Below are 23,073 nucleotides of genomic sequence, written 5' to 3'. Positions count from 1 at the left end.
TAGCGACGAGGGGTCGGGGACGACCCCACATGAGGGGGTCGAGCCAATGGGGCGCGGCCGAGCAAAGGCCAAGCAGGTCAAGGTTGCTCGCCAGCTGAAGTACAACAGCGGTGGCACGGATCTTGACCGTCTTCGCGATGAACTCGGGGTCGGGGACTCCAGCAGTGACGACGCCGACGACCTCAACGACGAGCTCGCGGATCGCTACTCCGATTACGCGGACGAGTATGTGAGCGGAGACGACGACGATGACCGTACGTCCGGCCGCCGGTAGGCGTTCTCCTGGTTGACGTGCTTCTGGTTGGCGTGGCCCATCTCCTGGCGTGACCTCCGCGCCGGGTGGGGCCGCGTGTCCATCGAGCAGGGCCCCACGGGCATTCGCCCGTGGGGCTTTCGTCGTGCCACGCGGCCCGCTCGCGGCTCAGCGGTAGCGGGCCTGGCCTGAGCCGGGCACGACCTCGCCGAGCACCCACGCGGGCAGCCCGCGCTCGGTGAGCAGCCGCACCGCCTCGTCCGCGACCTCGGGGGCGACGATCGCCGCCATCCCGACGCCCAGGTTGAACGTGCGGTCCATGTCCTTCCGCGCGATCCCGCCGTGCCCGGCGAGCACCTCGAAGATCGCCGGGGGCGTCCAGGAGGAGCGGTCGAGCAGCGCGTCGAGGTGGCCGGGCAGCGAGCGCGACAGGTTGCCCTCGACACCGCCGCCCGTGATGTGCGCGTACGCGTGCACCTCCACCGCCCCGGCCAGGGCCAGGCAGTCGAGGGAGTAGATCCGGGTCGGCTCCAGCAGCTCCTCGCCGAGCGGCCGGCCCAGCTCGGGCAGCTCCGCGTCCAGCGACAGCCCCGCCTCGCGCACCACGTGACGCACCAGCGAGTAGCCGTTGGAGTGGACGCCCGAGGAGGCGAGGCCGAGCACCACGTCTCCCTCGCGCACCCGCGAGGGCCCGAGCATGGCCGACGCCTCCACGACGCCCGTGCCGGCGCCCGCCAGGTCGTACTCGTCGGCCCCCATCGCGCCGGGGTGCTCGGCCGTCTCGCCGCCCACCAGGGCCGCGCCGGCCAGCCGGCAGCCCTCGGCGATGCCGCCGACGATCTCGGCGACCCGCTCGGGCACCACCTTGCCGCAGGCGATGTAGTCGGTCATGAACAGCGGCTCGGCCCCGCACACCACCAGGTCGTCCAGGACCATGCCGACCAGGTCGATGCCGATCGTGTCGTGCTTGCCGTAGCGCTGGGCGATCATCACCTTGGTGCCCACGCCGTCGGTGGAGGTCGCCAGCAGCGGCCGCCGGTACTTCAGCAGCGCCGAGGCGTCGAACAGCCCCGCGAAGCCGCTGGCGTCGTCCACCACCTCGGGCCTGCGCGAGCGCGCGACCTTGTCCTTCATCAGCGCAACCGCGCGCTCGCCGGCCTCGATGTCGACGCCGGCGGCCTCGTAACTCGTCACGCCTTGCTCTCCAGTACGTACTTGCCGACGTTGTCCTGGTCGATGGGGATGGGGTAGGAGCCGTCGAAGCAGGCACGGCACAGCCGGTCGGCCGGGATCGTGGTGGCGCGGGTCAGCCCCTCCAGCGAGATGTAGCCGAGCGAGTCGGCGCCGAGCGAGTCCCGGATCTCCTCCACCGACAGGGAGCCGGCGATCAGCTCGGCCCGGGTGGCGAAGTCGATGCCGTAGAAGCACGGCCACGACACCGGTGGCGAGGAGATGCGCACGTGCACCTCCTTGGCCCCGGCCTCGCGCAGCATTTTGACGATCGCGCGCTGGGTGTTGCCGCGCACGATCGAGTCGTCGACGACGACCAGCCGCTTGCCCCGCACGACCTCGCGCAGCGGGTTGAGCTTGAGCCGGATGCCGAGCTGGCGGATGGTCTGCGACGGCTGGATGAAGGTGCGGCCGACGTAGGAGTTCTTGACCAGGCCCTGGCCGTAGGGGATGCCGCTCTCCTCGGCGTAGCCCACGGCGGCGGGCGTGCCGGACTCGGGCGTGGGGATGACCAGGTCGGCGTCGACCGGGTGCTCGCGGGCCAGCACGCGGCCGATCTCGACGCGGGTCACCTGGACGCCCTGGCCGGCGATCGTGGTGTCGGGGCGGGCGAGGTAGACGTACTCGAACAGGCAGCCCTTGGGCTCGGCCAGCGCGAAGCGGCGCGACCTGACGCCCTGCTCGTCGATCGTGAGCAGCTCGCCGGGCTCGATCTCCCGCACGAACGTGGCGCCGACGATGTCGAGGGCGGCCGTCTCGGAGGCGACCACCCAGCCGCGCTCCAGGCGGCCCAGCACCAGCGGGCGGATGCCCTGCGGGTCGCGCGCCGCGTAGAGGGTCGTCTCGTCCATGAACACGAGCGAGTACGCGCCCTTGACCTGCGGCAGCAGCTCCGCGGCCGCGTCCTCGACGGACTTGCTGCGGTCCTGCGCCAGCAGCGAGGCCAGCACCTCGGTGTCGGTGGTGGCCCGTGTCGCGCCGGGGGCCAGGCGCTGGGACAGCTCAGCGGTGTTGATGAGGTTGCCGTTGTGGGCCAGGGCGAGGCCGCCGACCTCGGTGGAGCTCAGCGTGGGCTGCGCGTTCTCCCACACGCTCGACCCGGTCGTCGAGTAGCGGCAGTGGCCGATCGCCAGGTGCCCCCGCAGGGTCCCCAGCACGGACTCGTCGAAGACCTGGGCCACCAGGCCCATGTCCTTGTAGACGAGAATGCGGCTGCCCTCGCTGACCGCGATGCCCGCGGACTCCTGGCCGCGATGCTGCAACGCGTACAGCCCGTAGTAGGTGAGTTTGGACACTTCCTCGCCTGGCGCCCACACGCCGAAGACGCCACAGGCGTCTTGCGGAGCTCGATCGGTGGGGTCCAGGTCATGGCCGAGCCGGCCGTCGCCTTTCAGCACGTGCCTCAGTTTAGGTCGGACGCTTCGCTGCTCGTGCACCCGGGGCCCGTTGCGGGGCCGTACCGGTGGTCGTTAAACGCATGGTGTCCCAACGATGGACGCGGTTTTACCGTGTCACGCCCTTTCTGGGCTGCTCTCCGCGTAAGGGTGAAGTGTCCGGCATGCACACCCGTCGGGAGACGCACACGTGACCACATCGGGGGATCCGAACCAGTCCGGCCAGGGCCAGGACCCGCGCGAGGATGCCGACGACTACCTCGGCTCCGGCGGCCCGTCCCCGGCCGAGGAGTCCGGCGGCGCCGCACCGGCCGGCGCGGAGACGCCGGAGCCGCCGCTCGGGCCCGCGCCACCGGTCGTGCCGCCGCCCGAGGGGCCGCGTCCGGGCGGAGAGCCCCGCCCCACGGTGCCCGAGCCCGGCGAGCCGCCCGTGCATCCGCCGGGTCCCGACCAGCCGACCACGCCCGAGGTGCCGGACCCGACGCGCGTCCAGGGCGGACGGCCGGGCGGCGAGGAGCCGGACGCGGAGAAGACGCAGGCGTATCCGGTGCCGGGCGGCACCCCGCCCTACCCGGGCTGGGAGGGCACGGCCGAGCCGCCTCCCACCCCGCCGGGCACTCCGGCCCCGTCCCGCTTCGAGCAGCCGGGCCCGGAGACGCCCTCCGGCCGGCAGGGCGAGCCCGCCGCGCCCGGGACCTCGCCCTCCAGCCCGTACGGCGGGCCACCCGGCGGAGGCCCCTACGGGCCGGCGCCAGGCCCGGGCGGCTACCAGGCGCCACCTTCGGGCGGTTACCAGGCGCCGCCTCCCGGCGGCTACCAGGGGCCGTACCAGCAGCCCAGGCCGGGCAGCGGCCTGGCGACCGCGTCGCTGGTGCTGGGCGTGGCCAGCCCGTTCCTCGTGTTCGTCTGCTTCGTCGGCGTGCTGACCGCGATCCTGTCGATCGTGTTCGGCGGCGTGGCGCTCAGCAGGGGCGTGGGCAAGGGCCGCGCCATCGCCGGCATCGTGGTCAGCGTCCTGGCGCTGATCCTGTTCACGATCGTGGCCATGTGGTTCTGGAACGTGGTGCAGGACTGCGGCCGGCTGCCGGGGCAGCTCGCCGACCAGTGCTTCCGGAGCAGGTTCCCCTGGGTGGGCCGCTCCGGCTAGGGTCCGGGCCGAGGTCGCTCAGGTGAGCGGCAGGTGCCCGGACAGGTCCGCGCGGGACCCGCTCGCCGCGACGGCGCCCTGAGCCATGGCCTCGCCCCAGGTCCGGCGGCCGACGGCAAGCTCGATCCAGGTGCGGGGGCTCATCTCCACGACGTTCGGCGGGGTGCCGCGCGTGTGCCGGGGGCCCTCGATGACCTGCGCCGCCGCGTACGGCGGCACCCGGACCTCGACCGTGCGGCCGGGCGCGGTGATGGCGAGCCGGTCGAGCAGGTGGCGCACGACCTGCCGGGCCGCGTCGCGCTCGGGCTCCAGGCCGCGGTCGTAGGCGGTGAGCACGGCCTCGACCAGCGCGCCGGGCAGCGCGGCGGCCGGGCCGTCGTACGCGGGCTGGTCGAGGGCGACGAGCTGGGCGTCGAGCGCGGCCCTCAGCTTCTCGGGGTCCGGTCTGCGTGGTGGCACCCGCCCATTCTGCTCCGTCCGGCAGGGGGCGAAATGCAGTGGTGTCCGGTTTCTCCCTGGAAGCGTTCATCGTCCCGGAGGTCGTCGTTCACCTCAGGTTTCGACGCCCGCCGTAGCGTCCCAGCCGAACTACTGCGCACAACCTTGGAGCACCCCGTGGCGAACCGGCACCTTCCGCTGCTTTCCAGCCCGCACAAATCCGGCCGTTCGGCGATGACCTGCCAGTTCCGCTGCGGCAACGCGTGCGCGCACGAGGTCGGCAACACCAGCGGCAACACCTACTTCGGCGACGTCGTGGCCGAGGCGCTGACCCGCAGGGGCGTGCTGCGCGCCGGAGCCCTGGGCGCGCTGGTGGTCGGCGCCGGCGTGGCGGGCGCGGTCCCGGCGCTGGCCGATCCGGCGGCCCCGGAGGCCGTGTCCGACGACGCCGCCCGGCTCGGCGGCGGCACCGGCAACCTGCGCTTCACCCCCGTGGCCCCCAACAAGGACGACGCCCTGCGCGTGCCCGACGGCTACAGCACCGGCGTGGTGGTGCGCTGGGGCGACCCCGTGCTGCCCGACGCGCCGGAGTTCGCGTTCGACAACCAGAGCGCCGAGGCGCAGGCCAAGCAGTTCGGCTACAACTGCGACTTCGTGACCCTGTTCCCGCTGGGGAGCGACCGGGGCCTGCTGTGGGTGAACCACGAGTACACCAACGAGGCGCTGATGTTCCGCGGCTACAAGGACGGCACCGCCGCGACCGAGGAGCAGATCAGGATCGCGCTGGCCGCGCACGGCGGCTCGGTGGTCGAGGTGCAGCGGGTGCGCGGCACCGGCCAGTGGAAGCTGGTGACGACCGGCCGCAGGCGCTACAACCGGCGCGTCACGGCGCTCACGCCGATGCGGTTCAGCGGCCCGGCGGCGGGCAGCGACCTGCTGAAGACGGCCGCGGACCCGGCGGGGCTCAAGCCGGTCGGCATGCTGAACAACTGCTCCGGCGGCACCACCCCCTGGCGCACGGTCCTCACCGCCGAGGAGAACTTCGACCAGTACTTCGTCAACGGCGACAAGGTGCCCGCGGCGCAGAAGCCGTACATCACCCGTTACACGATCCCGTCGGGCATCGCCTCCGGCAACCGGCGCTTCGACCGGGTCGAGGAGCGCTTCGACCTGGCCAAGCACCCGAACGAGGTCAACAGGTTCGGCTGGGTCGTGGAGATCGACCCGTTCGACCCCGACGCGCCGCCGGTCAAGCGGACCGCGCTCGGCCGCTTCAAGCACGAGGCCGCCACCACCACGCTGGCCCGCGACGGCCGCCTCGTGGTGTACATGGGCGACGACTCCCGCTTCGAGTACGTCTACAAGTTCGTCTCCAAGAACCGCTACATCCCGGGCTTCGACCGGCACAACCGCGACCTGCTCGACGAGGGCACGCTGTACGTGGCCCGGTTCACGGGCGACAGTCCGGCGGCCGAGATCGACGGCTCCGGCAAGCTGCCCTCCGACGGGGCGTTCGACGGGTCGGGCGAGTGGATCCCGCTGGTCTCGGGTGACAAGTCGTTCGTGGACGGCATGACCGCGGCCGAGGTGCTGGTCTACACGCGCGCCGCCGCCGACAAGGTGAACGCCACGAAGATGGACCGTCCGGAGGACGTGGAGCGCAACCCGGTCAACGGCGCCGTCTACGTCGCGCTGACCAACAACTCCAACCGCGTCCCGGCGCAGGTGGACGAGGCCAACCCGCGCCCCGCCAACAAGCACGGCCACATCCTGGAGCTGGTCGAGCGGCGCGACGACGCGGGGTCGACGACGTTCGCCTGGTCGCTGCCGCTCGTCTGCGGCGACCCGAACGACCCCTCCACGTACTTCGGCGGCTACGACAAGACCAAGGTGTCGCCGATCTCCTGCCCCGACAACGTGGCCTTCGACCGCGACGGCAACCTGTGGATCGCCACCGACGGCAACGCGCTCGGCAGCAACGACGGCCTGTTCGTGACGCCGCTGAAGGGCAAGGAGCGCGGGCACGTGCGGCAGTTCCTCACGGTGCCGATCGGCGCGGAGACGTGCGGCCCGATGGTCACCGAGGACCAGCGCAGCGTGTTCGTCGCGGTGCAGCACCCGGGCGAGGCCGACGGCGCCACGCCGGACAGCCCGGTGAGCCACTGGCCCGACGGGGACCAGCCGCGCCCGTCGGTCGCGGTCACCTGGCACACTCAGGGCAAGAAGATCGGCGCCTGAGCGGAAAACCGTTGACCTCAAGCTCGCTTTAGGTCCTACGCTTCCATGCATGAGCATGGAAGTGATCGCATGGCAGCAGCTCTACTCGATGGGCAACCAGAAGGAGCGTCGCCCGATCTCCCGGGCGACGCTCCGCCGTGTCTGGGGCTTCGCCCGGCCCCACCGCCGCAGGATCGCGCTGTTCCTCGGGCTCAGCATCGTGATGGCGGCGCTGGCGGTGGCCCCTCCCGTGCTCGCCGGCCGGGTGCTGGACGCGATCGGCAAGGGGGAGCCGCTCGGCGTCGTCGTCGGCCTGGCCGCGCTCATCGGCGGCCTCGCGGTCGCCGAGGCGGGGCTCGGGCTGGTGAACCGCTGGCTCTCGGCGGGCCTCGGCGAGGGCCTGATCCTCGACCTGCGCACCGCCGTCTTCGACCACGTGCAGCGCATGCCGATCGCGTTCTTCACGCGGACCCGTACGGGGGCGCTGGTCAGCAGGCTCAACAACGACGTGATCGGCGCGCAGCGGGCGTTCACCGACACGCTCTCCAGCGTCGCGGGCAACGTCGTCACGCTCGTGCTGTCGCTCACCGTGATGGTCGGCATCTCCTGGCAGATCACGCTGCTGGCCCTGCTGCTGCTCCCGGTGTTCGTGCTGCCGGCGCGGCGGGTCGGCGTCCGGCTGGCCCGGATGCGGCGCGAGGCGGCCGACCACAACGCCGCGATGGGCACGCAGATGACCGAGCGGTTCTCCGCCCCCGGCGCGACGCTGGTGAAGCTGTTCGGCCGGCCGGTCCGCGAGTCGGAGGAGTTCGCGGCGCGGGCCCGGCGGGTGCGCGACATCGGCGTCCGCACCGCGATGGCGCAGTCGGTGTTCGTGACCGCGCTCACCCTGGTCTCCGCGCTCGCCCTGGCGCTGGTGTACGGCCTGGGCGGCTTCTACGCGCTGCGTGACCAGCTCGAACCCGGCTCGGTGGTGGCGCTGGCCCTGCTCCTCACCCGCCTGTACGCTCCGCTGACGGCCCTGGCCAGCGCCCGGGTGGACGTGATGAGCGCGCTGGTGAGCTTCGAGCGGGTCTTCGAGGTGCTGGACCTGGAGCCGCTGATCAAGGAGCGGCCCGACGCCGTGGCCGTGCCGGACGGGCCCGTCACGGTGGAGTTCGACAACGTGCGCTTCGCCTACCCCTCGGCCGACAAGGTGTCGCTTGCCTCACTGGAGGAGGTCGCCGCCCTCGACGACCGCGGCGGGGTCGAGGTGCTGCGCGGCGTCTCCTTCCGCGCCGAGCCCGGCCAGATGGTCGCGCTGGTCGGCTCCTCCGGCGCCGGCAAGTCGACGATCGCCCAGCTCCTGCCCCGCCTGTACGACGTGGACGAGGGCGCGGTCCGGCTCGCCGGGGTGGACGTGCGGGACCTGACCGCGGCCTCGATCCGGGAGACGCTTGGCATGGTCACCCAGGACGGCCACCTGTTCCACGACACGATCCGGGCCAACCTGCTCTTCGCCCGGCCGGAGGCCACCGAGGAGGAGGTCTGGGACGCCCTGCGCCGCGCCCGGCTCGGCGAGCTGGTCGAATCGCTCTCCGACGGGCTCGACACCGTGGTCGGTGAGCGTGGCTACCGGCTGTCCGGTGGCGAGCGCCAGCGGCTGACCATCGCCCGCCTGCTGCTCGCCCAGCCCCGCGTGGTGATCCTCGACGAGGCCACCGCCGCGCTGGACTCCACCTCCGAGGCGGCCGTCCAGGAGGCCCTGGGCGAGGCGCTGGCCGGCCGTACGGCGGTGGTGATCGCGCACCGGCTGTCCACGATCCGCACGGCCGACCAGATCCTGGTGATCGAGGACGGGCAGGTGGTCGAGCGGGGCACCCACGCGGAGCTCCTCGCCGCCGAGGGGCGCTACGAGGAGCTGTACCGCACTCAGTTCGCCGAGCCGGCGGTGGCCGGGGCCGTCTGAACCGCCGGGCCCCGCTCCTCCGCGGCGCCGTCCTCCGGCGCCCGCCCGGAGCGCAGCGCGTACAGGCTGACCGGGATGCCCACCAGCACGATGGCCGCGGCGACGACCAGCGTGAACTGGTAGGCGTCGAGGAAGGCGGCCGGGTCGGCGCTGTCTCCCCGGCGGGCGTTCAGCAGCGCGCCGAGGACCGTGATGCCGAGCAGGCCGAACACCTGGCGGGAGACGTTCAGCACGCCGGAGGCGACGCCGGAGCGGCCCTGCGGCATCGCGCCGACCACGGCGGCGGTCAGCGGGACGAGCAGGCCGGCGCCGAGGCCGTACAGCACGAACCAGGGCAGGACGTCGACGTAGCCGCCGTCGGCGCCGACACCGGACATCAGGAGGAGCGCGACGCCCATGAGCGCGATGCCGGCGGCCACGGTGCGGGCGATGCCGATCGCCGCGCTGATCCGCTGCGACAGGGTGGCGACGACCGCCATGACCAGGGCCATCGGCACGAACGCGGCGCCCGCCTCGATGGGCGAGAAGCCCAGCGTGTTCTGCAGCCACAGGGCGCTGAAGAAGTAGATCCCGAACACCCCGAACGACCAGAGGCCGCTGGTCAGGCTTCCGCCGGAGAACACCCGCGAGCGGAAGAGCGACAGGTCGATCATCGGCTCCGCGGCGCGGGCCTCCACCAGCACGAACGCCACGGCGGCGGCCAGCGCGATCCCGATGGCGGCGAGGATCTCGGGGGAGGTCCAACCGGCTCCCTCACCCTCGATGAGCGCGTACGTCAGGGCGAACAGGGTGAGGGCGGAGGTGACCAGACCGGGTACGTCCAAGCTGCGCCGTGCCCGGGTGAAGGAGGGACGCACCGCCCACAGCGCGAGCCCGAGCGTCACCACGCCGATCGGCACGTTGATGAGGTAGATCCACCCCCAGTGCAGGCGCTCGCTGATGAAGCCACCGGTCAGCGGGCCGAGCGCCATCGACAGAGCGCCGGTCGCGCTCCAGATGCCCACGGCCCTGCCGCGCTCGCCGGGGTCGGGGAAGATCTGGCCGATCAGCGCGAGCGCCGTCGGGGTCAGCAGCGCCGCGCCGACGCCCTGCACGGCCCGGGCCGCGATGAGTGCCGCCTGCCCGGTCGCCAGGCCCGCGGCCAGTGACGAGAGCGTGAAGACCGCGAGGCCGGCCACGAACACCCGCCGCGCGCCGAGCACGTCGGCCAGCCTGCCGCCGGCCAGAATGAGCCCGGCGAACACCAGGATGTAGCCGCTGACGATCCACTCCAGCCCGGAGATCGTCAACCCCAGGTCCCGCTGGATGGTCGGCAGGGCCACGTTGCCGATGTTGTTGTCGAGGTACGTCATGAAGGTGCCGAGCGTCACCGCGCTCAGCGCCCACCACTTCTTCCGGTCCACACCTTCTCCTATACGCCGTACTTGTACGTCGTATAGCTAACTTGTACGGCGTATAGTTGTCAACCATGGTGGGAAAACTGACCGCGACCGCGATCGTCGAGCGGGCCCTGGAGATCGGCGACACCGAGGGGCTCGACACGGTGACGATCCGCCGTCTGGCCACCGATCTCGGCGTCACGCCGATGGCCCTGTACTGGCACTTCAAGAACAAGGAGCAGCTCGTCGCCGGCATGGCCGACCACCTCATCGCCGAGTTCGCGCCCGTGCCCGACGACGACCGGCCGTGGCGCGAGCGCATGCGCGACCTCATCAAGGGGCTGATCGGCGTGCTGCGCGCGCATCCGTGCGCCAAGGGCGTGCTGGAGCAGGTCGACCAGACCGCGGTGCCGAGCTTCCTCGCCATCTGGGACCTGGCACTCCGGCTCGCGCGGATCGCCGGCTTCAGCGTGGAGGAGAGCTGCGTGATCTCCAAGTACATCCTGCAGAGCGCCATCTCCATCGCCGACGCCCCGGTGCACCACGCCGCGAGCCGCACGCCGGAGGAGGCCGCCGAGATCACCCGGCGCAGGCGGCTCGCCCTCGAGTCGCTGCCCGTCGACCGCTATCCGCACCTGGTGGAGATGGCCGCGCCCATGGTCGGCGGCATCTCCCGCGAGACGTACGACACGTTCGGCGTCGACCTCGTCGTCAGCGGCATCGAATCGCTCGCCGCCCGCCGCTAGGGTCCGATCATGGCCTTCCAACTCGTGTGCGAGATCGAACCGCCCACCAAGCCCGACCTGAAGCGCGTGCGCCACCAGATCGGCACGCTGACCACCATCGCCGACACCTTCCTCATCCCCGACAACCACATCGGCCGGGCGACCGTGTCCAGCGTGGCCGTGGCGCACGAGGTGCAGGCCATGGGCGGCCGCAGCATCGCCTGCCTCAACTCCCGCGACCGCAACCTGCTCGGCTTCCGCCGCGACCTGCTGACGGCAGCCGCGTACGGGGTGGACCGCTTCCTGTTCGTCTACGGGGACAAGCCCGCGAGCGGCAACCGGACGAGTGACCTGACGGTGCGCTCGATGATCGAGGAGGCCAGGGAGTTCTCCCCGGGCGTCCAGGTCGGGGCGGCGGCCGGCGCGCGTCCGCTGCCGGCGTGGAAGCGGGCGGCCGACTTCCTGTTCGTCCAGGCCGGGTTCTCGCTGGAGGCGCTGCTGCGCTGGCGCGAGGCCAACCAGGTGGAGGTCCCGGTGTACGCCGGGGTCATCGTGATCGCCAGCGAGCGCCACGCGCGGACTCTGTCGGCGGCGATCCCCGACATCGCCATCCCGGAGGACCTGGTGCGCCGGGTGGCGGCCGACCGCATGGCGGGTGTGGACGCGGCCTGCGAGCGGGTGCTGGCCATCCGCGACTCCGGCGCGTTCGACGGCGTCCACCTGATCCCGGTCAGCCGCTACCGCGACGTGGAGGCGCGCCTGTCCGGCGTACTCAGATGAGGCCCAGCTTCAGCATCGCCGGCGCGCAGAGCCGTCTCCATCGCCTCATCGGTGCGGACGTCGACAGGCCCATGACAGCAGTGCGACGCACTCGGTAACACATCAGGGGCGGGGCCGGGCCAGCGCGGAGAGGGCGGCGCCGAGCAGGGCGACGCCGCACAACACCGTGTACGCCCGCGCGAACCCGCCCATCAGCCGCTCCACGGCCACGGGCGACAGCTCCGACAGCGTCCCCGCGTACACCTGGGCTCCCAGCTCCGGCCCGACCGACGCGGCAAGCACGCTGAGCGCCAGCCCGACGCTGAGCACGACGCCGACGTTCATCACCATCAGCCGGAACCCGTTGACCACCCCCAGGCTCCCGGCCGGCAGCGAGCGCATCACGTGCGTGGTGTTGCCCGTCAGGAACGTGCCGCTGCCGCAGCCGGCCACGAACAGCCCCGCGCCGATGACCCAGTACGACGTGCCCGTCCCCGCCGTCAGCGCCAGCGTCGCCAGCCCCGCCGCGCTCATCAGCGCCCCGCCCACCGCCAGCGCGTACGGCGAGACCCGGCGCCCCAGCGCGCCCGTGACCGGCGAGGCGAGCGCCATGCCCACCGGCACCGGCAGCACGCTCAGCCCGGCCGTGAAGGCGTCCACGCCCCTTGCCGCCTGGAAGTACAGCGCCACCAGCAGGATCAGCGACGCCCGCGCCATCGCGTTGCAGAACGAGGCGAGGTTGGCGAAGGCCAGCAGCCGCCCGCCGAACAGCCGCGGATCCAGCACCGGGTGCGGCGCCCGCCGCTCCACCAGCACGATCAACGGCACCAGCACCGCGAAGACCGCCGCCCCGGTCAGCACGACCGGGCTCGCCGGGCCGGCCGATCCCGCCTCCGACAAGGCCAGCAGCAGCGCCGACAGCGCGGCGAACACCAGCGCGTTGCCCAGCGCGTCCACCGGCCGCCTCGGCCCGGCGGGCACCTTGCGCAGCGTGGCCGCGCCCCAGGCCAGCGCCACCACGCCGGCGGGCACGTTCACCCAGAAGATCCACTGCCAGCCGGCCGTCTCGGCGATCAGCCCGCCCAGCGTGGGCCCGGCGAGCTGCGCCACCGACAGCGTGCCGATGTAGACGCCCATGCCCTGGCTGAGCCGGTCCGGCGGGAACGCGTCGGTGATGATGACCGTGCCGTTGGCCAGGATCATCGCCGCCCCGACCGCCTGCACCACACGCATGGCGACCAGGAACCACACCCCGGGGGCGAACCCGGCCAGCAGCGAGGCGGCGGTGAACAGGGCGAAGCCCGCCAGGTACACCTCCCGCCGCCCCACGAGGTCGGCCACCCGGCCGAAGAACACCAGGCTGGCGGTGTTGACCAGCAGGAACGACAGCAGGACCCAGCCCGACTCGAACGGTCCCGCGTGGAAGTGCCGCACCACCGAGGGCAGCGCCACGTTCAGCGTGCTCCCGGCGATCCCGATGAGCACCAGCCCGAGGCTGGTGACCGAGCACACCTTCCAGGCGTACCGCAGCCGGGCGGCGTGGCCGGCCGAGGTGTCGCGGGAGCCGAGGTCCTCAGCGCGCACGCTTGCGCAGACCCTCCAGGTCGTGGATCACCACCCGCCGCCGGCCCGTCTCGATCAGCCCGCGGTCGCGCAGCGACCGTAACGCCTTGCTCACCGCCTCCCGTGAGGCCCCGGTCCAGCCGGCCAGCTCGTCCTGGGAGAGCGGCAGCGCCACGCGCACGCCGCCGTTGGTCTTCTCGCCGTAGCGGTCGGCCAGCTCCAGCAGCCGGGTCGCCACCCGGCCGGTGGTGTCGAACGCGCCGTACTCGACGCGCTTCCTGTCGGCGTCACGCAGCCGCCCGGTGACGAGCCGCATGAGCAGGACGGCCACCCGCCCGTGGGCCTGCAGGAACGCGGGGAAGTCGCGGACCACGATCCCGGCGACCGGCTCCAGCGTGGTCACCGTGGCGGAGCGGGGCGAGCCGTCGATGGCGCACATCTCGCCGAGGAGCGCCCCCGGCCCGCGCACGGCCAGCACCACCTCGGTGCCGCTGCTCGTGTGCGAGGACACCTTGACCCGGCCCTCGGTCAGCACGAGCACCCAGTCGGAGGTGTCGCCCTCGCTCATCACGGTGGAGCCGCGCTCCCACCGGCGCGGCCGGCCGGCGGCCCGCAGCGCCTCGACCTCCTCGGGGGTGAGCATGGAGAGGAACTCGCCGGGCTCAGGGTTCATGCGCCCGATTATGTCGGCACGGAGGCGCACGTTCTATGGCATGGAGGTCAGAACGTACGCCGCCACGGCCTCCTCCTTGCCCTTGAGGCTCAGCCTGCCCAGCGGCGAGACCTCGGCGCCGAAGCCGAGCTGACGCAGCGTGGTGTCGCCGATCACCACCGTGCCGGACTCGGCCAGCGACTGGAGCCGGGCCGCGACGTTCACGCAGTCGCCCATGGCGTTGAAGCCGCGCAGCCGCGGGCTGCCGATGTTGCCCACGAGGGCCGGCCCGGTGTTGACCCCCACCCGGAACGTCGGCCACTGCACGTCGTCCCGCTGCCAGGAGATCTCCTCGGCGATCTCGGCCGCGGCCCGCTGCATGGCCAGCGCGGCCCGGCAGGCCGCCGCGGCGTGGTCCTTCTGCGTGGCCGGGGCGTTGAACAGCGCGAGGAGCGCGTCGCCGACGAACTGCACGATCGTGCCGCCGTTGTCGAGGATGCACGGCACGGCGGCCGTGTGGTAGCGGTTGAGCATCTCGACGATCTCGCCGGGGGTGACCCGCTCGGAGAACGTGGTGAAGCCCTTGAGGTCGGCGAACAGCGCGGTCAGCTCCCTGAGCTGCCCGCCGAGCGCCGCCTGCGACGGGTCGGCCAGCAGCGCCTGCGCCACGTCGGGCGACATGTACTGCCGGAACAGCGTGTCCAGCTCCTGGTAGAGGCGGGCGTTCTCGAGCGAGATCGACAGCTGCCCGGCCAGCGTGGCGGCCAGCGCCTCGTCCTGCGTGGTGCGGCCGACCGGCATCTCCAGCGCCCCGGCCAGCCGGCCCTTGACGGTCAGCGGGAAGGCCAGGAGGTGGTCGCGCCGGATCGGCTGGTCGCCGGCGAAGTCGTACTCGCGGGAGCCGATGTGCGCGCGCCCCTCCGAGACCAGGCCGATCCGCACGTCGCCGAACGCCTGGCGGACCCGGTCGAGCGCGTCGGTCAGCAGCTCGGTCTCGGGCAGGCCGACGCGGGTGCGCGTGCTCACGTCCACGAGCGCGGCCAGCCGCTCCGACAGCTCCCGCTCGTCGGCCAGCGCCCGCCCCGCCCGGTCGAGCACCGCCGCCTGGCCCTCGTTGAGCCGGAACTTGCCCGACAGCCGGGTCGCGGCCAATGGCTCGCCCCGTCGTACGTGCTCGACCAGCTCCTCCAGCGCCTGGTCGTACTGGGCCTGGATGCGCGCCACCGTCGTCGACAGCGCCACCGAGTCGAACAGGCCCGCGCTCGATCCCTCCCGCCTGAACTGCAGGTAGGCGCTGTAGGCGACGAACACGAACGCGAACGTCAGCAGGATGTGCCACTCCCACCACGTCAGGTGCCAGTTGTGCTGCGACATCCCGGCCACCATCGACTCGGCGAGCAGCGCGTACGCGGTGATGAGGCTGACCAGCATGGCCGACGGCCGCCGCCGGTGCAGCCGGAACATCATCACGGCCGCCGCCACGTACAGCGCGACGCCCGGCAGCGAGCTCCAGGCCACCCAGGAGGAGTACGCGCTCAGCGGCGGCCGGCTGAGCGGTGTCAGCCCGTCGATGAGCGAGGCCGGCCCCCACAGGAGCATGAACCCGACCAGCACGCCCCGGATCAGGTGCCGGGAGGCCAGCACGGCCGCCGCCGCCCGCTCGCCCAGCGGCAGGGCCGAGACGAACGCGAACCCCGCGGCGATCGTGAGCCCGACCTGCTGACCAAGGTCGAACCCGAGCGACCCGGTCGGCAGGATGACCTTCGGCGTGGCGAGTCCGTGCAGGAAGAAGAACCCGGCACCGGCCAGGAACACCATCGAGACCAGGAAGAGCCGGGCGTCCTGCCGCCGGGCCGACGCCTGGCTGACGAGGCCGCCGAGCACCACGTTGATCCCGGCCACCATGAGGATCATCCAGAAGTGGCTGGGGTTGTGCTGCCACATCACGTTCAGGTGCGGCCGGGCGAGCAGGAGCCAGAGGCCGGCCAGGGGGATCGCCAGGTGAAGGGCCCAGACGACCCCCCGCACCGGCTGCGTGGCAGGGGGAAGGTACGGGCTCTCCGTCGGCACGGTCATCCTCCGTCGCGGCGAGGGGGTGGTGGCCGTAAGCAGACCCCGATTATCCACCGCCGGAGCCGCCGGCCAATGCGTCCTTCTGCGCACTGCGGGCGCTCTTGACTCGTCAAGTGATGTCAGTAACGTCAGTCACGAAATGTGTCGTGATGAACACGTTATGTAGTGGCTGTCATCCAGTGGAACGGTTGAAACGTGAACCTCATGCTCAACACGAGCAACAAGCCTTGGGAAGGAAAGCCGTGGCTATGAAGGTTCGCGGTGGGCGCACGCTCACACTCGCCACTGTCGGAGCGCTCGCCCTGTCGCTCCTCGCCGTCGGTGGAGTCGCCACCGCCTCGTCCAGCGGCGAGGTGTACGCGTGCGTCAACAAGAAGTCGCGGTACGCCCGCATCGTCAACGCCTCCACGCCGTGCCGCAGGACCGAGATCCGGATGGTGATCGGCGGCGGCACGTCGACCACCACGATCTCGGAGGGCACGAAGGGCGACACCGGCGCCCAGGGCCCCAAGGGCGACACCGGCCCCCAGGGCCCGCGCGGCCCGCAGGGCCTGCCCGGCAAGAACGGGGTCAACGGCAAGGACGGCAAGGACGGCGTCAACGGTAAGGACGGGGAGAACGGCAAGGACGGCCTTCCCGGTAAGGACGGCAAGAACGGTGAGGACGGCAAGCCCGGCCTCCCAGGAAAGAACGGTGAGAACGGTAAGGACGGTAAGGACGGCGTCGACGGTAAGGACGGCAAGCCCGGCAAGGGCGGCGCCACCTACACCAGCTACACCAACGACAGCTCCATCTCCGGCACGTCCGGCTCCGCCTCGTGCGACAACGATGACTTGCTGACCGGCGGTGGCTTCTCCGTCAACCCCTCCTACACGGTCCTGTCCAGCATGCCCAGCGGCAATGCCTGGTCGGTGAGCGTCGTCAAGGAAGGCAGAAGCGCGGCGGGCGCGCAGGAGATGCAGAGCTCCGGCGCAGGCAAGGCCGGCACCGTCTACGTCGTCTGCCTCAAGAAGTCCTGAAACACGAAGAAGGGCCGGTACGGCGCACCGTACCGGCCCTCCACCTCGCGAAACGTCAGCCGAACAGAGCCGGCAGCGTGCCCGTGTGGGTCTCGCGCAGCTCGGAGACCGGCACCTCCAGCACGCCCTCGACCACCAGCGACTCACCGCCGGTGACACCCAGCCCGTAGCAGGGCACATCGTGCCCGGCGCAGAGTGCGGCGAACTCCTCGAACGCCTCCGGCCGGACCGCCACCAGCGCCCGCGCCGCCGACTCGCTGAACAGCCCGGTGAACGGGTCGTCGTTCAGCGTCACGGTGGCGCCGACGCCCCGGGCGAGGCACGCCTCGGCCAGCGCGATCGCCAGGCCGCCGTCGGACAGGTCGTGGGAGCCCTCCAGGAGCCCGCGCCGGGCGGCCTCGACCAGCACGACGGCGAGCGCCTGCTCGGCCTCCAGGTCGGCCTGCGGCGGCAGCCCGCCGAGGTGGTCGTGGACGACGTGCGCCCACTCCGACCCGCCGAACTCCTCGCGCGTCTCGCCGAGCAGCGCGACGCGCAGCCCCTCGGCGGTGAAGCCGGACGGCACGCGCCTGGCCACGTCGTCGATCACGCCGAGCACGCCCACGACCGGAGTCGGGTGGATGGGCGTGGAGCCGGTCTGGTTGTAGAAGGAGACGTTGCCGCCGGTCACCGGGACGCCCAGGGTGCGGCACGCGTCGGCCAGACCGCGCACGGCCTCGGCGAACTGCCACATGACCTCGGGGTCCTCCGGCGAGCCGAAGTTGAGGCAGTTGGTCACCGCGAGCGGCTGGGCGCCGGTCACGGCGACGTTGCGGTACGCCTCGGCCAGCGCGAGCTGCGCCCCCGCGTACGGGTCGAGCTTGGCGTAGCGGCCGTTGCCGTCGGTGGCGAGCGCGATGCCCCGGGTCGTCGGCTCCGCCCCGGCCATCACCTCGGACACGCGCAGCATGCCGGCGTCGGCGGGCTGGGCCAGCACGGTGTTGGAGCGGACGTACCGGTCGTACTGGGAGGTCACCCACTCCTTGGACGCCAGGTTGGGCGAGCCGAGCAGCCGCAGCAACGTCTCCCGCAGGTCGGCGGGGCGCTCCAGCCGGTCGGGGACGTCGGCGTTGAGCGCGGCCTGCCCGGCGGGCTCGTGGAAGGGGCGCTCGTAGACGGGGCCGTCGTCGGCGGCGGTGCCCGGCGGGATGTCCACGATGACCTCGCCGTCCCAGGTCATCACCAGACGGCCGGTGTCGGTGACCTCGCCGATGACGGTGGCCGGCACGTCCCACTTCCCGCAGATCGCCATGAACGCCGCGATGTCGTCGGGGCGCACGACGGCCATCATGCGCTCCTGGGACTCGCTCATCAGGATCTCCTCGGGCCGCAACGACGGGTCGCGCAGCGGGACGAGGTTGAGGTCGACGTGCATGCCGCCGGTGCCCTTGGCGGCCAGCTCGGTGGTGGCGCAGGAGACGCCGGCCGCGCCGAGGTCCTGGATGCCCACGACCACGTCGGCCGCGTACAGCTCCAGGCAGCACTCGATGAGCAGCTTCTCCATGAAGGGGTCGCCCACCTGCACGGCGGGCCGCTTGGCGTGCGACTCGTCCTCGAACGTGGCGCTGGCGAGCACGGAAGCGCCGCCGATGCCGTCGGGGCCGGTCGATGCGCCGAAGAGCACGACCTTGTTGCCGGGGCCGGGCGCGGTGGCCAGCTTGATCTGGTCCTTGCGCAGCAGGCCCACGCAGAGCGCGTTGACCAGCGGGTTGCCGATGTAGCAGGGGTCGAAGACGACCTCGCCGCCGATGTTGGGCAGGCCCAGGCAGTTGCCGTAGTGGCTGATGCCCTCGACGACGCCGGGCAGCACCCGCCGCGTGTCGGGCGCGTCGGCGGCGCCGAAGCGGATGGCGTCCATGACCGCGATCGGGCGGGCGCCCATCGACATGATGTCGCGCACGATCCCGCCGACGCCGGTGGCCGCGCCCTGGTGCGGCTCGACGTACGACGGGTGGTTGTGCGACTCGATCTTGAACGTGGCCGCCCAGCCGTCGCCGATGTCCACCACGCCGGCGTTCTCGCCCATGCCGACGAGCAGCGCGTCGGACTTCGGCGCCTTGGTGGCGAACTGCCGCAGGTGCACCTTGGACGACTTGTACGAGCAGTGCTCGGACCACATGACGCTGTAGATGGCCAGCTCGGAGCCGGTGGGACGGCGGCCCAGGATCTCCTTGACCCGGTCGTACTCGTCCTGCTTCATCCCCAGCTCGGCGAACGGCATCGGCTCGTCCGGGGTGGTCTGGGCTCGCTTGACGGAGTCGGCGCTCATGCGTTCACCAGGTTCTTGAGGATGGAGGTGAAGAAGCCGAGGCCGTCGGTGCTCGGGGCGCCGACCAGCTCCTCGACCGCGTGCTCGGGGTGCGGCATGAGGCCGACCACGTTGCCCGCCTCGTTGGTGATGCCGGCGATGTCGTTCATGGCGCCGTTGGGGTTGCCGATGTAGCGCACGACCACCCGGCCGGCGGCCTCCAGCTCGGCGAGCGTGTCGGCGGAGGCGACGTAGCGGCCCTCGCCGTGCTTGACCGGCAGCACGATCTCCTGGCCCTGGCCGAACGCCGACGTCCACGCCGTGCCGGTCTGCTCGACCCGCAGCCGCTGGTCGCGGCAGACGTAGTGGAGCGAGGCGTTGCGGGTCAGCGCGCCCGGCAGCAGATGGGCCTCGCAGAGGATCTGGAAGCCGTTGCACGTGCCGAGCACGGGCAGCCCGGCGCGGGCGGCCGGGATGAGCTCGTCCATCAGCGGCGCGAACCGGGAGATGGCGCCGCAGCGGAGGTAGTCGCCGTAGGAGAAGCCGCCCGGCAGGAACACCGCGTCGACCCCCTTGAGGTCGTGGTCGGCGTGCCACAGCGGAACCGCCTGGGCGCCCACGAGGTGAACGGCTCTGGCGGCGTCCTGGTCGTCGAGAGTTCCTGGAAACGTGACTACGCCCACGCGGGCAGCGCTCATGACAGTCGTCCCCTTCGGAATGCGCACGCGCGCCACCGTCGCTCGGGGTGTACGGGGGCGGCACTCACCAGGTTATCGGGTGCGAGCGGATGTTCCTCGCCGGGCATGCGCGCCGGAGGGTCGCGCGGGCGGGTCAGACGGCGGCGAGCTGGCGGGGACGGACCTCGGCCTCGTCGTCCCAGGCGAGCAGCTTGCGCAGGTGGACCGTGGTGCCCTGGCCGGGGGTGACGCCGAAGGAGATCTCGTCGACCACGGAGCGCATGATGAGCAGGCCGCGGCCGTTCTCCGTGTCGGAGGGAGGGAAGTGCAGCGGCATGGAGGGCAGACCGCCGCCGTTGTCGGCCACGCGGACGTCGCAGCGGCCGTAGCCGATCGCCGCGGTCACCTCGTAGCGGTTGCCCGGTCCTCCGTGCCGGACCGCGTTGGAGCACGCCTCGGAGACGGCGAGCAGCATGTCGGAGATGCAGGTCTCGCTCACGCTGAGCGATCGCATCGCGTCTCCGAGCACCCGCCTGACCATCGGTATGCCGATCGCATCCCGGGGCAGCGCCAACGAGAACTCAATATCCACCGGACTCCTCCGGGCTCCGGAATGTCACCTGGAGTAGGTTTCCCCGTGAAAACGGGGCTAACCGCAAAATCACGCTGTTGTTATTTACTGTTGACACGCCCGTGGCATTGTGGCACGTCCGAACCCGGCTTTAAGCCGCCAAGGGGAAATCCAGCCGCCGAATGTGAGGTCTAGCCGTCGACCCGGACGCTGTAGTCCTCGATCACCGTGTTGGCGAGCAGGGTCTCGGCCATCTTACGGATCTCCGCCAGTGCCGTCTCGTCGGCCGGGCCGTCCAGCTCGATCTCGAACCGCTTGCCCTGCCGCACCTCCGACACCCCGGAGAAGCCGAGCCGGGGCAGCGCCCGGGCGACGGCCTGACCCTGGGGGTCGAGAATCTCCGGCTTCAGCATGACGTCTACGATGACGCGCGCCACTGCGTTCCTCCTGGTACGGCGGGTTGGGAAAGCCAGCCTACCGGCGCGTGTGGCAGACGGTACAACGGGAACGGGGAAGTGCATGGGGCTTGCGCGGAGGGCTGTGACGTCTGCCACGATGTCCCCACACGCGTACGAACCACCACCACATGGTCCGACGCTCAAAAGGCCGGCGTGAGGTGGCAATCCCGCCCAGATCGGCCCCGACCGCACAGGAGTGGCACGTGACCGCCGACGCCTCTCGTGGTGCCGCAGCACCCCCAGAGCTGGTCCAGCTCCTCACCCCGGAGGGTGAGCGCGTTGAACACCCCGACTACGACATCGACCTCAAGCCCGAAGAGGTCAGGTCGCTCTACCGCGACCTGGTGCTCGTCCGGCGCATCGACCTGGAGGCCGTCGCCCTGCAACGCCAGGGCGAGCTCGGCATCTGGGCCTCCCTGCTCGGCCAGGAGGCCGCCCAGATCGGCTCCGGCCGCGCGCTGACCGACGCCGACATGGCCTTCCCGACCTACCGGGAGCACGGCGTCGCCTGGTGCCGCGACGTCGACCCGGTCAAGCTGCTGGGCCTGTTCCGGGGGGTGAACCACGGAGGCTGGGACCCCCAGGAGCACAACTTCCACCTCTACACGATCGTCATCGGCAGCCAGACGCTGCACGCGGTCGGCTACGCCATGGGCATCCAGCGCGACGACGCGCCCTCGGCCACCATCGCGTACTTCGGCGACGGCGCCACCTCCCAGGGCGACGTCAACGAGTCGTTCATCTGGGCCAGCGTCTTCAACGCGCCGATCGTGTTCTTCTGCCAGAACAACCAGTGGGCCATCTCCGAGCCGCTGGAGAAGCAGACCCGCATCCCCCTCTACCGGCGGGCCTCCGGCTTCGGCTTCCCCGGCATCCGGGTCGACGGCAACGACGTGTTCGCGTGCCTCGCGGTCACCCGCCAGGCGCTCAAGAACGCCCGCGAGGGCCAGGGCCCGACCCTGATCGAGGCGTACACGTACCGCATGGGCGCCCACACCACCACCGACGACCCCACCCGCTACCGGGTCGCCAGCGAGCTGGAGGCGTGGAAGCTCAAGGACCCCATCGAGCGGGTCAAGTCGTACCTGTTCAAGAACGAGCTGGCCGACCAGGCGTTCATCGACTCCGTCGAGGCGGAGGCCGACCAGCTGGGCGCCGACCTGCGCAGGCGCTGCCTGGCCATGCCCGACCCCGGGCCGCTCGACATCTTCGACCACGTCTACGCGGAGCCCCATCCGCTGATGGACGAGGAGCGCGCCCAGTTCGCCGCCTACCTGGAGGGCTTCGAGCGATGAGCATCCTGAGCCTGTCCAAGGCGCTCAACGAGGGCATGCGCAAGGCCATGGAGGACGACCCCAAGGTCCTCATCATGGGCGAGGACGTCGGCAAGCTGGGCGGCGTCTTCCGCGTCACCGACGGCCTGCAGAAGGACTTCGGCGAGGACCGGGTCATCGACACGCCGCTCGCCGAGTCGGGCATCATCGGCACCGCCATCGGCCTCGCGCTGCGCGGCTATCGGCCGGTGTGCGAGATCCAGTTCGACGGCTTCGTCTTCCCGGCGGCCGACCAGATCATCACCCAGCTCGCCAAGATGCCGATGCGCTCGCTCGGCGCGATCAAGCTGCCCGTGGTCGTGCGCATCCCCTGCGGCGGCGGCATCGGCGCGGTGGAGCACCACAGCGAGTCGCCCGAGGCGTACTTCACCCACACCGCCGGCCTGCGCGTGGTCGCCTGCTCCAACCCGGCCGACGCGTACGCGATGATCCAGCAGGCCATCCGCTGCGACGACCCGGTCATCTTCTTCGAGCCCAAGCGCCGCTACTGGGAGAAGGCCGACATCGACACCGCCGACACCGGCTGGTGGACGCCCCTCGACAAGGGCAGGATCGTCCGTCCGGGGACCGACGCCACGCTCATCGCGTACGGGCCGATGGTCAAGACGTGCCTGGAGGCCGCGGCGGCGGCCCAGGACGACGGGCGGTCGCTGGAGGTCATCGACCTGCGCTCGCTCAACCCGCTCGACGCCCCGCTCGTCATGGACTCCGCCCGCCGCACGGGCCGGGTCGTGGTGGTGCACGAGGCGCCGGTCAACAGCGGGTTCGGCGCGGAGCTGGCGGCCCGGATCACCGAGCAGTGCTTCTACCACCTGGAGTCTCCGGTGCTGCGTGTCGGCGGCTTCTCCACGCCGTACCCCCCGTCGAAGCTGGAGGAGCACTACCTGCCCGACCTGGACAGGGTGCTCGACGCCGTCGACCGGTCCTTCGGCTACTGAGAGGGGACTCG

Annotated in this window: 20 protein-coding genes; 9 read left to right on the top strand and 11 right to left on the bottom strand. The window is 71.7% G+C overall.

Features of this window, described 5'->3' with window-relative positions; translation table 11 throughout:
• Positions 1-46: 46 nt before the first annotated feature.
• Positions 47-274: a DUF3073 domain-containing protein gene (locus ACIBG4_RS08440; RefSeq protein ID WP_310716114.1), complete on the top strand. Its 228-nt coding sequence runs from the start codon at positions 47-49 to the stop codon at positions 272-274.
• A gap of 147 nt (positions 275-421) precedes the next feature.
• Here ACIBG4_RS08440 and purM read toward each other — a convergent pair whose 3' ends face one another.
• Positions 422-1,447 (bottom strand): phosphoribosylformylglycinamidine cyclo-ligase, encoded by a 1,026-nt coding sequence (purM, locus tag ACIBG4_RS08435; RefSeq protein ID WP_397201270.1) that lies wholly within the window; start codon positions 1,445-1,447, stop codon positions 422-424.
• Positions 1,444-2,880 (bottom strand): amidophosphoribosyltransferase, encoded by a 1,437-nt coding sequence (gene purF, locus ACIBG4_RS08430; RefSeq protein ID WP_310716116.1) that lies wholly within the window; start codon positions 2,878-2,880, stop codon positions 1,444-1,446. The genes purM and purF overlap by 4 nt, the downstream gene beginning before the upstream one ends.
• 187 nt (positions 2,881-3,067) lie before the next feature.
• Between purF and ACIBG4_RS08425 the strand changes: the two genes are divergently transcribed.
• Positions 3,068-4,024, top strand: coding sequence for a hypothetical protein (locus ACIBG4_RS08425; RefSeq protein ID WP_397201269.1), 957 nt, complete (start codon positions 3,068-3,070; stop codon positions 4,022-4,024).
• An 18-nt stretch (positions 4,025-4,042) separates the two neighbouring features.
• Here the strand turns inward: ACIBG4_RS08425 and ACIBG4_RS08420 are convergent, their stop codons facing one another.
• Positions 4,043-4,483 (bottom strand): sterol carrier family protein, encoded by a 441-nt coding sequence (locus tag ACIBG4_RS08420; protein WP_397201268.1) that lies wholly within the window; start codon positions 4,481-4,483, stop codon positions 4,043-4,045.
• A 213-nt stretch (positions 4,484-4,696) separates the two neighbouring features.
• Between ACIBG4_RS08420 and ACIBG4_RS08415 the strand changes: the two genes are divergently transcribed.
• A complete protein-coding gene (locus tag ACIBG4_RS08415) occupies positions 4,697-6,700 on the top strand; it encodes a PhoX family protein (RefSeq protein ID WP_397201712.1) in 2,004 nt (667 codons plus the stop codon).
• Positions 6,701-6,749: 49 nt separating this feature from the next.
• On the top strand, positions 6,750-8,627 hold the full coding sequence (locus ACIBG4_RS08410) for an ABC transporter ATP-binding protein (RefSeq protein WP_397201267.1): 1,878 nt from the start codon (positions 6,750-6,752) through the stop codon (positions 8,625-8,627).
• Here ACIBG4_RS08410 and ACIBG4_RS08405 read toward each other — a convergent pair.
• Positions 8,591-10,030 carry an MFS transporter gene (locus tag ACIBG4_RS08405; protein WP_397201266.1) on the bottom strand — a complete coding sequence of 480 codons (1,440 nt, stop codon included), beginning with the start codon at positions 10,028-10,030 and terminating at the stop codon, positions 8,591-8,593. The genes ACIBG4_RS08410 and ACIBG4_RS08405 overlap by 37 nt on opposite strands.
• A 65-nt stretch (positions 10,031-10,095) precedes the next feature.
• Between ACIBG4_RS08405 and ACIBG4_RS08400 the strand changes: the two genes are divergently transcribed.
• Positions 10,096-10,752, top strand: coding sequence for a TetR/AcrR family transcriptional regulator (locus tag ACIBG4_RS08400; protein ID WP_397201265.1), 657 nt, complete (start codon positions 10,096-10,098; stop codon positions 10,750-10,752).
• A gap of 9 nt (positions 10,753-10,761) precedes the next feature.
• Entirely contained in the window at positions 10,762-11,511 is a 750-nt protein-coding gene (locus ACIBG4_RS08395) for a methylenetetrahydrofolate reductase (protein ID WP_310717245.1), read from the top strand.
• Between the two features lie 102 nt (positions 11,512-11,613).
• On the opposite strand, the gene ACIBG4_RS08390 is transcribed toward ACIBG4_RS08395, so the two are convergent.
• The 3 genes from ACIBG4_RS08390 to ACIBG4_RS08380 are packed head-to-tail and all read right to left on the bottom strand — an operon-like array spanning position 11,614 to position 15,781.
• Positions 11,614-13,074, bottom strand: coding sequence for an MFS transporter (locus ACIBG4_RS08390; protein ID WP_397201264.1), 1,461 nt, complete (start codon positions 13,072-13,074; stop codon positions 11,614-11,616).
• Entirely contained in the window at positions 13,064-13,726 is a 663-nt protein-coding gene (locus ACIBG4_RS08385; RefSeq protein ID WP_397201263.1) for a Crp/Fnr family transcriptional regulator, read from the bottom strand. The genes ACIBG4_RS08390 and ACIBG4_RS08385 overlap by 11 nt, the downstream gene beginning before the upstream one ends.
• A 33-nt stretch (positions 13,727-13,759) precedes the next feature.
• Entirely contained in the window at positions 13,760-15,781 is a 2,022-nt protein-coding gene (locus ACIBG4_RS08380) for an adenylate/guanylate cyclase domain-containing protein (protein WP_397201262.1), read from the bottom strand.
• Positions 15,782-16,026: 245 nt separating this feature from the next.
• Between ACIBG4_RS08380 and ACIBG4_RS08375 the strand changes: the two genes are divergently transcribed.
• On the top strand, positions 16,027-16,797 hold the full coding sequence (locus ACIBG4_RS08375) for a hypothetical protein (protein ID WP_397201261.1): 771 nt from the start codon (positions 16,027-16,029) through the stop codon (positions 16,795-16,797).
• A 55-nt stretch (positions 16,798-16,852) separates the two neighbouring features.
• On the opposite strand, the gene purL is transcribed toward ACIBG4_RS08375, so the two are convergent.
• The 4 genes from purL to purS all read right to left on the bottom strand — a co-directional run bounded on the left by purL (position 16,853) and on the right by purS (position 20,769).
• Complete coding sequence (gene purL / locus ACIBG4_RS08370; RefSeq protein ID WP_397201260.1) at positions 16,853-19,105, bottom strand: phosphoribosylformylglycinamidine synthase subunit PurL; 2,253 nt, start codon at positions 19,103-19,105, stop codon at positions 16,853-16,855.
• Positions 19,102-19,782 (bottom strand): phosphoribosylformylglycinamidine synthase subunit PurQ, encoded by a 681-nt coding sequence (purQ, locus tag ACIBG4_RS08365; RefSeq protein ID WP_355445861.1) that lies wholly within the window; start codon positions 19,780-19,782, stop codon positions 19,102-19,104. The genes purL and purQ overlap by 4 nt, the downstream gene beginning before the upstream one ends.
• A 133-nt stretch (positions 19,783-19,915) precedes the next feature.
• Entirely contained in the window at positions 19,916-20,353 is a 438-nt protein-coding gene (locus ACIBG4_RS08360; protein ID WP_310717226.1) for an ATP-binding protein, read from the bottom strand.
• Positions 20,354-20,523: 170 nt separating this feature from the next.
• Positions 20,524-20,769, bottom strand: coding sequence for a phosphoribosylformylglycinamidine synthase subunit PurS (gene purS / locus ACIBG4_RS08355; RefSeq protein ID WP_310717225.1), 246 nt, complete (start codon positions 20,767-20,769; stop codon positions 20,524-20,526).
• Between the two features lie 224 nt (positions 20,770-20,993).
• Between purS and pdhA the strand changes: the two genes are divergently transcribed.
• Complete coding sequence (gene pdhA / locus ACIBG4_RS08350; RefSeq protein ID WP_355445855.1) at positions 20,994-22,085, top strand: pyruvate dehydrogenase (acetyl-transferring) E1 component subunit alpha; 1,092 nt, start codon at positions 20,994-20,996, stop codon at positions 22,083-22,085.
• Positions 22,082-23,062 carry an alpha-ketoacid dehydrogenase subunit beta gene (locus tag ACIBG4_RS08345; RefSeq protein WP_310717222.1) on the top strand — a complete coding sequence of 327 codons (981 nt, stop codon included), beginning with the start codon at positions 22,082-22,084 and terminating at the stop codon, positions 23,060-23,062. The genes pdhA and ACIBG4_RS08345 overlap by 4 nt, the downstream gene beginning before the upstream one ends.
• Positions 23,063-23,073 lie beyond the last annotated feature (11 nt).

Source organism: Nonomuraea sp. NPDC050383, assembly GCF_044459125.1.
In the GTDB taxonomy this organism is placed as follows: domain Bacteria; phylum Actinomycetota; class Actinomycetes; order Streptosporangiales; family Streptosporangiaceae; genus Nonomuraea.
This window is presented reverse-complemented; position numbering and strand designations above follow the sequence as displayed.